General features: G+C 61.2%; 7 protein-coding genes and 1 pseudogene. 1 reads left to right on the top strand and 7 read right to left on the bottom strand.

Annotated features, from left to right (window positions below; genetic code table 11):
• Nucleotides 1-50: 50 nt before the first annotated feature.
• Complete coding sequence (locus HLUSI_RS31330; protein WP_083830848.1) at nt 51-287, bottom strand: hypothetical protein; 237 nt, start codon at nt 285-287, stop codon at nt 51-53.
• Nucleotides 288-485: 198 nt separating this feature from the next.
• Here HLUSI_RS31330 and HLUSI_RS33245 point away from each other — a divergent pair, with 198 nt between their 5' ends.
• The gene (locus HLUSI_RS33245; RefSeq protein WP_162098054.1) at nt 486-704 is read left to right on the top strand and encodes a hypothetical protein; all 219 of its coding nucleotides are present in this window, start codon (nt 486-488) and stop codon (nt 702-704) included.
• Here the strand turns inward: HLUSI_RS33245 and HLUSI_RS0105445 are convergent.
• The 6 genes and pseudogenes from HLUSI_RS0105445 to HLUSI_RS0105420 all read right to left on the bottom strand — a co-directional run.
• Complete coding sequence (locus HLUSI_RS0105445; protein WP_016833008.1) at nt 680-1,531, bottom strand: type 2 periplasmic-binding domain-containing protein; 852 nt, start codon at nt 1,529-1,531, stop codon at nt 680-682. The two genes, HLUSI_RS33245 and HLUSI_RS0105445, sit on opposite strands and share 25 nt — an antisense overlap.
• A gap of 5 nt (nt 1,532-1,536) precedes the next feature.
• On the bottom strand, nt 1,537-2,310 hold the full coding sequence (locus tag HLUSI_RS0105440) for an ABC transporter permease (RefSeq protein WP_029363163.1): 774 nt from the start codon (nt 2,308-2,310) through the stop codon (nt 1,537-1,539).
• A gap of 221 nt (nt 2,311-2,531) precedes the next feature.
• On the bottom strand, nt 2,532-3,542 hold the full coding sequence (locus HLUSI_RS0105435; RefSeq protein ID WP_050977641.1) for an ABC transporter substrate-binding protein: 1,011 nt from the start codon (nt 3,540-3,542) through the stop codon (nt 2,532-2,534).
• Nucleotides 3,539-4,314, bottom strand: a pseudogene (locus HLUSI_RS27125) (ABC transporter ATP-binding protein). The gene HLUSI_RS0105435 and the pseudogene HLUSI_RS27125 overlap by 4 nt, the downstream one beginning before the upstream one ends.
• Before the next feature lie 200 nt (nt 4,315-4,514).
• Nucleotides 4,515-5,222: an ATP-binding cassette domain-containing protein gene (locus HLUSI_RS33895; RefSeq protein ID WP_050977640.1), complete on the bottom strand. Its 708-nt coding sequence runs from the start codon at nt 5,220-5,222 to the stop codon at nt 4,515-4,517.
• A gap of 207 nt (nt 5,223-5,429) precedes the next feature.
• Nucleotides 5,430-6,183 (bottom strand): NAD-dependent epimerase/dehydratase family protein (locus tag HLUSI_RS0105420; RefSeq protein WP_016833005.1); only part of this gene is annotated, 754 nt, incomplete at its 5' end.

Below are 6,183 nucleotides of genomic sequence, written 5' to 3'. Positions count from 1 at the left end.
CCCCCCCCCCCCCCCCCCCCCCCCGGGTTCTTTACTGCAGCTGAAAACAATCAGGCAGTCGTGCTGATGGTGGTGCCGATGACTTCGCCGTTGGAGTTGCGCGAGGCCTGGCGCGCTTGCGCCTGACGGGTTTCTTCCGCACGCTGTTCCTCGATCCGGCGCTGTGCGTTTTCCGCATCCTGACGCGCCTGCGCACGACGCGCTTCGTCCAGGTTGTTCACCGATGGGCCGGTGTCGGGAGAACTCGAAACGGCGCCAGGGGAACTGGCAGTGATTGCGACGTCCATATTGACCACCTTTCAAACCAGATTTCAAAGCTGCCCGGCGTCTTGGAAAGCGCGGATAGGACTTCATCTTACACCTTCGCAGCCGTACGCCAAGCCACTTGGCAGAATTCGTTACAAACCCGAATTGCCCGATTGACAACGGATTACGGTCGATTGGCCAGTTCTTGCTCCGCCTGATTTGATGTCTGCGAGAAGACGGTGCCGGGCGTCTCGTCTCAAAGCCTGACGGCGACCGGCTATTCCCCCCTGGAAATTATTATGACGCCTTCCCGATGTCAGCAGCGCTGCGTTTGCTCGCCGCGCAAATATATCTTTCCATTGCCACAACATCAGGAAAACTCCGACTTCGCAGTGATCAATACGGCACAGCCGCTGCTGGTCGGTCCAGCACGTCAATGGCAATCCGGCACGTTCTGATCCAGGTACACCTCAAAGGCCACGGTGTTGCTCCACTTCTTTTTTTGCGCCGTCCAGAAGTCGCCGCGCGACCATTCAGCGACGGTCTGCCTGAAGTAGGCGATCGCCGCGCCGTCTGCGACGGGGACCTTGACCATCAGCATTGAACGGCTTTGCGGCGGTAACTGCGCGGAGAATTTTTTCCACTCGGGCAGCTTGAGCAATTCCTTGAGCATGGTGTCGTCATGCACGGCGGCGTCGCACTGGCCGATGCGCACCGCCAGCAAGGAGTCGGCCGGCGCACGCATCACTTTTTCGACGGCGCCGTAACGCGCGGTCATCTGCCCGACATACGAGCCGCCTTCGGACAGGCACACGGTGCGGCCCTTGAGCTGTTCCCACTTCCTGATATCGGTATCGGTGCGCATGATGGCCATCGCACCGGCGCTGTAGCCGGTCGGGATCAGCACGCTGCCGTCGGCGGCGGTGCCGCTGCGCGCTGCGCCCTCCTCCACCGTCACCAGGGCGATGTCGGGACGCGCGCCTTTCAAGGCTTGCACCGCCTTGCCGTCATCGCCGGTACCGGCGTTATTGGTATTGCGCACGCTGTCCAGCCTGAGGTTCAGACGTTTGGCGATATCTTCGGCGAGGATGACGTCGACGCCTTCCGGCGTACGGAATTTGGCGCCTGCGGTATAGGCCGGCGGCACGTAATTCTGCCCGATACGGACAGCGCCACGCGTCCTGGCGTCATCCAGCACACCGGCTTGCGCGCCCGTGAATGCGCTCACTGCCAACACGAAGGCGGACAGGCGCAGCAGGAGGACGAAGACGGACGGCGTATTCATCGGGATCAGACGTATTGGTAGCGCAGCAGACGATGCTTGAGGTTTTCAAGAATGACCTGATCGATCAGCGCGGCGAGGATGGCGATGGTCAGGATGTTGGTCATCACGCCGACCATGTCGGCGGTCTCGCCCGAGTACGCCAGCGTACGGCCGAGGCCCTTGCCGAAACCGATCAGCATCTCGGCTGAAATCAGCGCACGCCAGGCGTTGCCGAACGCCAGTTGCGCGCCCGTGATCAACTCAGGCATCACGGCCGGCAGGTACACGCGGCGCAACATGCCGAGGCGCGAGGCTCCCATGACGCGCGCAGCGGACACATGCACTTGCTGCACGCTTTCGGTGGCGTTCATGACCGATAAGGCGGCGGGGAAAAACGCTGCGATCGCGACGACGACAATGATCGGCAGATTGCCGAAGCCCATCAGGATCAGGAACAGCGGCACCCACGCAATCGAAGGAATCGACTGCAAAATGATGATGGCCGACTTGAGTACTTCGCGGAAGAAGAACAGCACCGCGCCGATCAGGCCGAAGCCGATGCCTAACAGCAGCGCCGCACCGTAACCGCCGCCCAGGCGCGTCAGGCTGCCCCACAGCGCGATCCGGAAAGCGGGCGTCTGCACTTCATTCCACAGCCGCGCCAGTACGGTCGGCACGCCCGGCATCAGGAAGTCAGGCAGGGACCATGCGGCAATCTGCCACATCAACAAAATGAAGGCGATCGCCAACACCATGGCGAATTTTTTACGGTAACCGGTAACGCGACGCTGAGAGCTCATAAATTAGAACTGAGTAAAACTGAGTAGAAATACAATGGCCGACGAAGTCGTCGGCCTGAATCGAAACTATGTTTAATTTTGAAAATTAATGGGAGAACCATCGCGGATCAGCAAGCGTAGCGAGCCGGTCAAGTTTGCGTCGAGAAGCGCAGCCGTACGGATGTACGGTGAGCATCGCAGACGCAAAATTGGCCGGCGCAGTAGCTTGATGACCGCGATTATTACAGTTTGCGGTCTTTTTGCCATGCTAGGTCGACGATGCTGCGCACTTCAAACGGCTTGCCGTCCTTGGTCTTCAGCGAACCCTGGGCTTGCAGGATATCGGCGATTTCCTGCATGCGGTTCTGTTCTTTTTCGTTCAGCTTGGCATTGAAGGTCTGGCTCTTGATGGCGTCGCGGATCACGTCTTCGCGCAGTACTTCGCCATGCTTCAGGGTCTTCAGCGTCGGCTCGGCGATGAAGTAGCCGGCGATCAGCTTGGCCGCTTCGGCAGGCTTCTTCTTCAGCAGTTCGATGGCATCGCGTTGCGCGTCGAGCGACTTCCACACGGCGGCGCGGCGGTTCTTCAGGGTGTCGCCGGACGTGATCACGACCATGCAAGGGAAAGGCCAGACTTCGCCGATTTCATAGATTTGCCTGACCGGTGCGATCAGTTGCGCGATGCGCGCTTGCGGCTCGAACAGGAAGGCCGCGTCGACGCGCTTGCCGACCAGCGACTGCACCGCCACTTGCGGGCTCACGCCGAGCACGTTGACGTCGTCGGCCTTGAGGCCGGCGTCACGGAACACCACGCCCTTCAACACCACATCGGCGGTGCTGCCTTCGGCTTGCGAAGCCAGGGTCTTGCCCTTGAGGTCGGAGACCTTGTTGATGTGCGCGTCTTCACGCGCGACGATGGCGTGGTAGCCGAGTTGCGCGCCGCTGACCACCTTGAGGTCGGCGCCCTTGGACGCCCAGGCCACGGCATTGGTGAAACCGAACACGCCGCTGTCGAGCTGGCCGCCGACGATGGCCTTGATCAGGTCGGTGCCGGACTTGAATTCGATCAGTTCGACGTCGAGGCCGTACTTCTTGTACAGGCCGGCTTCATAGGCAGCCATTGCCTGCGCATCGTCCATCACGCGCAGATAGCCGATCTTGAATTTTTCGAGCGCCATGGCCGGTGTGGAAAACACCAGTGCGGCCAATGCCGTGGATGCCACCAGCAGCAAACGTTTCAATGTCGATTTCATATCCCAACCCCTTCTATGGTTTTAGCAAACTCGTCCTGTTCGGCATGAATGCCGAGCAGGCAGAGAATTTCGCGACGGATCGCCGAGAACTCCGACAGATCATGCGTCTTTTCGTGATGCACCAGATTGAATTCCTTGAGCACGGTAGCCGGACGCGCGCTGAACACCAGGATGCGGTCGGCCAGGAACAGCGCTTCATCGACATCGTGCGTGACCAGCAGCACGGTCGGCGCCTTGCCCTGCACTTCCGAACGAATCAGTGTGCGCAATGCATCCTGCAGGGTCATGCGCGTCAATGCATCGAGCGCGCCAAACGGCTCGTCCAGCAGCAATGCTTTAGGCTGCGAGATGAAGGCGCGCGCCGTTGGCGCATGCCGCCCGAGACCTGGTGCGGATAGTAGGCTTCGAAGCCCGACAGGTTGACCTTGGCCAGCCATGCGCGCGCCTGCGCGGCGGCGGACTTCTTGTCGACCTTCTGGAATTCGAGCGCCAGCGCGACGTTCTGCTCCAGCGTGAGCCACGGATACAGCGCGTTTTCCTGGAACATCAGCGTGCGTTCCGGATGCGGGCCGGTGACCGGCTGGCCGTCGGCGAGAATGGAACCGGAGCTCGGTGTTTCCAGGCCGGCGGCAATGTGCAGCAGCGTCGACTTTCCGCAGCCGGACGGACCGACCAGCGCGACCAGCTCGCCCTGCTCGATGTCGCGGCTGAAATCGTCGATGACGTGCAGGCCGGAAAAACTCTTTTGTATGTTTTTGAAAGATAGCTTCATGAATTCTATGCCGGCAATGCCGGCAGTGCTGACAAGGAGTAAAGCGCGTCGCCGATGCGTTGCACTCAAGGCAACTTTGCACGGACTTTCAGACGGTAGGTTGCGACTCTACTGGCATCGTGCTTGCCGGACAACAATTTAAAAGACGTATGCTTATGCGAAAAACAAATAAGCATAAATCTTTTATGGAAACATTTATTTTATGACAATGTTTTGAGCAGCGTCGCCACGTCCGGATAACGCAGACGCACGCCGAGTTCATTGCGCAAGCGGTCGTTGCGCAACCGGCGCGACTCCGACATGAACGACAGCATCATCGGCGTGACCTGTTGCTGCAGTTCGGCGCGCGGCAAGCGCGGCGGCGCCGGCAAATTGAACGTGCGCGCCACGGCGTCGAAATAGTCGCCCATCTTCATGTCCGAATCATCCACCGCGTGATACACACGCAGCGGTCGCGCCTGGTCGATGGCGCGCACCGCTATCGCCGCGAGATCGTCGGCGTGAATGTGATTGGTGTAGACGTCGTCCTCGGCGCTCAACGCCGGCGTCCCCAGGTTGACCTTGGCCAGCCATGCGCGCGCCTGCGCGGCGGCGGACTTCTTGTCGACCTTCTGGAATTCGAGCGCCAGCGCGACGTTCTGCTCCAGCGTGAGCCACGGATACAGCGCGTTTTCCTGGAACATCAGGGTGCGCTCGGGATGGGGGCCACGGATGGTCTGACCGTCACCGGCGACGCTGCCGCTGCTGGGCTTTTCCAGGCCTGCCGCCATGTGCAGCAAGGTGGACTTGCCGCAGCCGGAGGGGCCGACCAGCGCGACCAGCTCACCCGATGCGATCTCGCGGGTGAATTCCTCGATCACGTGCAGGTCGCCGAAATGCTTGGCGACATTGTTGAAAGATAGCTTCATGTGGTCCTGCGGATGGTCCGCGCCAGGGATGGGTGGAACGGGAAGGAGCGTCGGCCCGCGGCACGGGCGCCACCATGGGCCGCTGCGGTCTCCCCCCTTTTATTCAGGCATGCACTGTACTGTTGCCCGCTATGCAAAACAACTACTTAATAATCGTATGCTTATTCGTATTTCGAATAAGAAAGCAGCCGAAATTGCATAAGGCCGTCAGGCTCTCGTCAGTTTCCATTCCGACAACAAGCTCTGCACGTCCGGATAGCGCAGGCGCACGCCCAGCTCTTCCTTGATGCGGCGATTTTGCAGCCGGCGCGACTCCGACATGAACGACAGCATCATAGGCGAGACGCTGCGTTCCAGTTCGGCACGCGGCAGCCGGGGCGGGCGCGCCAGGCCGGCGGCATCGGCCACGGCGTCGAAGTAGTCACCCATCTTCAGTTCGGTATCGTCCACCGCGTGGTAGAGGCGATTGGGCGCGCCCAGGCGCAGGGCGGCCAGACTGACGCGGGCCAGGTCATCGGCGTGGATGTGGTTGGTATGGACGTCTTCCTGCGCCAGCAGTGCGGGCAGGCCCTTGTGCAGGCGCTCCAGCGGCAGGCGGTCGGCGGCATAGATGCCCGGCACGCGCAGGATGGAAAGCTTGCCGTGACGCCGCCGCGCCCAGGCCCGCAGCACCGTTTCGGCATCGACCCGACGCACGGCGCGGGTGTTCTGCGGATTGACCCGACGCGTCTCGTCGAAGCTTGCGCCAGCGCAATCTCCGTAGACACCGGTGGTGCTGATATAAACCAGGCGCGCGCCCTCGGGTAAAATGGCGGCCAAATTGCGGGTGCGGCGGTCTTTCTCACCGGAAGATTGCGGCGGAGCAAGATGCACGATCACCTGCGCCAGGCGCGCCAGACGCGCCAGCGTGTCAGGCCGGTCGAGGTCGGCCGCGCGCGCGCGCGCGCGCGCGCGCGCGCGC

It is taken from the genome of Herbaspirillum lusitanum P6-12 (assembly GCF_000256565.1).
Classification (GTDB): Bacteria; Pseudomonadota; Gammaproteobacteria; order Burkholderiales; family Burkholderiaceae_D; genus Herbaspirillum; species Herbaspirillum lusitanum.
Note: the sequence above shows the minus strand (reverse complement) of the source record. Positions and strands in the feature narration are given on the sequence as shown.

Excerpts from the sequence above, each read along its gene's own strand:
- HLUSI_RS33895 (WP_050977640.1), bottom strand. The coding sequence starts at position 5,222 with ATGAAGCTATCTTTCAACAATGTCGCCAAGCATTTCGGCGACCTGCAC.
- HLUSI_RS31330 (WP_083830848.1), bottom strand. The coding sequence starts at position 287 with ATGGACGTCGCAATCACTGCCAGTTCCCCTGGCGCCGTTTCGAGTTCT.
- HLUSI_RS0105440 (WP_029363163.1), bottom strand. The coding sequence starts at position 2,310 with ATGAGCTCTCAGCGTCGCGTTACCGGTTACCGTAAAAAATTCGCCATG.
- HLUSI_RS0105445 (WP_016833008.1), bottom strand. The coding sequence starts at position 1,531 with ATGAATACGCCGTCCGTCTTCGTCCTCCTGCTGCGCCTGTCCGCCTTC.
- HLUSI_RS0105435 (WP_050977641.1), bottom strand. The coding sequence starts at position 3,542 with ATGAAATCGACATTGAAACGTTTGCTGCTGGTGGCATCCACGGCATTG.